Here is a 1,901-nt window from a genome sequence, read left to right as displayed (position 1 = left end):
CGACCACACCGGCGGCTTCCCGGGCCTCGAACGCTGGCTGGGCCGGGTGCCGAGCCCGCTCGTCCTGCACCCGGCCGCGTTCACCCGCCGCCGCCTCGCCCCGCCCGGCGGCGACCCGTTCGTCATGCCGCTGCTCGACCGCGCCGGACTGGCGGGTGACGGCATCGAGCTCGTCGAGCGGCGCGACCCGTCGTTCCTGCTCGGGGGCAGCGTGCTCGTCACCGGGGAGGTCGACCGGACGACGGAGTTCGAGCGGGGGATGGCCTTCCACGAGGCGTTCGTCGACGAGGCGTGGCGCCCGGACCCGTGGATCGTCGACGACCAGGCCCTCGTCGTCGACGTCCGGGGCCGCGGGCTCGTCGTGCTCACCGGCTGCGGGCACGCGGGGGCGGTGAACATCACCCGGCACGCGCTGCGTCTGACGGGGGCCTCGCGCCTGCACGCCCTGCTCGGCGGGCTCCACCTGACCGGCCCGGGCTTCGAGTCGATCATCGAGCCGACGGTGGAGGCCCTCGTGGGGCTCGCGCCCGACGTCGTCGTCCCCGCGCACTGCACCGGCTGGCGCGCGCAGATGCGCCTCGCGCAGGAGCTGGGGGACGCGTTCGTGCCGGGCGCGGTCGGGAGCCGCTACGCGTTCACCGCAGCCGGGACGCCGCCGTCGACCCCAACGTGAGAGCCGGGCCGCGCCGCAGGGTCCGGACAGGGCGGACCGCGCGCCGCGGTACCTGATCGAGGAGGACCGCTGTGGCACGCCTGATCTACTCCGCCGCCGCGTCGCTCGACGGGTTCATCGCCGGCCCGGGCGGCGACATGGGCTGGTTGACCGCGTACGCGGGCGAGCCGAACCCGGCCGCCGAACGGCTGCTCGCGGACACCGGCGCGCTCCTCGTCGGGCGCCGCACCCACGACGGCGACGACCCGAACCGCGACACCGACGCCGAGGGCGCCTTCGGCGGGCAGTACGACGGACCCGCCGTCGTGCTCACGCACCGCCCGCCGGCGACCGCCCCGCCCGGAACGGTGTTCACGACCGATCTGCACTCCGCGGTCGCGGCGGCCCGCGAGGCGGCCGGGGACCGCGCGGTGGTGATCCTCGGCGCGGACGTCGCGGCGCAGTGCCTCGAGGCCGGGCTGCTCGACGAGGTGTTCGTGCTCGTGGTCCCGGTGCTGCTCGGCGACGGCACGCCGATGTTCCCCCGCCGGCCCGGGGCGTCCCCGGTGCGCCTGGAGTCGATCGCGGACGACACCCCGCACTGGTACCGCGTCGTGCGCTGAGCAGCCATGATCATCAGCACACGGGGGCAGCCCGAGGCGGCGGCGACCTGCCTGACGTGCCCCTCAGCGGCGGTGGCGGCTCGGGGCGCTCGGGCGGTGAGGCACCGATCCGCCGTCGTCCGCGCGGTGGGAGCCGCCCCGCGCGGCGTGGCGGCGGGCCTCGGCGGGGTCGACGGCCTCCGTCACCGGGTCGTCCTCGCCGAACGAGAGCAGGCGGCGCCGACCGGTGGCCGGGCCGACCACGCTGGTGACCGCCTCCTCGTCGTCGGTGCCGACGGGCCGCGGTCGGGGTGGCGCCGGCGGGCGCGGTGCCGCGACCCGCGGGAGCGGGCCCGACGGGCGGGACCCGGCCGGCGCCGGCCCGGGTGGCAGCGCCCGCGCCGCGACCGGGGCCGCGGGGGGCGCCGCCGCGAACCGCGGGTCACGCCGGAAGTCCGAGGCCGGACGGAGGGCGTTGAGCGCCGCGAGCGGGCTCTCCCGGGTCTCGGTCGGCAGCGCGAGCCCCCCGTCGCCGATCACCGGCGGCGTCGGTGCGGGGCGGCGCGGGGCCCGGCGGCGCAGGGCGCGCTGGTCAGGGGCGGGTAGCAGTGCGGGGCGACGTCCGGCGGCCAGGTCCTCGACCCACC

2 protein-coding genes and 1 pseudogene are annotated in these 1,901 nt (G+C 78.4%); 2 read left to right on the top strand and 1 reads right to left on the bottom strand.

Annotated elements, in window-relative coordinates; translation table 11 throughout:
• Together AC0CYZ_RS30520 and AC0CYZ_RS30515 are read left to right on the top strand one after the other, a co-directional pair.
• On the top strand, window positions 1-673 hold a 673-nt coding region (locus tag AC0CYZ_RS30520; protein ID WP_472221867.1), incomplete at its 5' end, for an MBL fold metallo-hydrolase.
• A 71-nt stretch (window positions 674-744) separates the two neighbouring features.
• A complete protein-coding gene (locus AC0CYZ_RS30515; RefSeq protein ID WP_472221866.1) occupies window positions 745-1,275 on the top strand; it encodes a dihydrofolate reductase family protein in 531 nt (176 codons plus the stop codon).
• 63 nt (window positions 1,276-1,338) lie between these two features.
• Here AC0CYZ_RS30515 and AC0CYZ_RS30510 read toward each other — a convergent pair.
• Window positions 1,339-1,901, bottom strand: a pseudogene (locus AC0CYZ_RS30510) (glycosyltransferase); the annotation flags it as partial.

This window comes from Actinomycetospora sp., from assembly GCF_055612215.1.
Note: the sequence above shows the minus strand (reverse complement) of the source record. Positions and strands in the feature narration are given on the sequence as shown.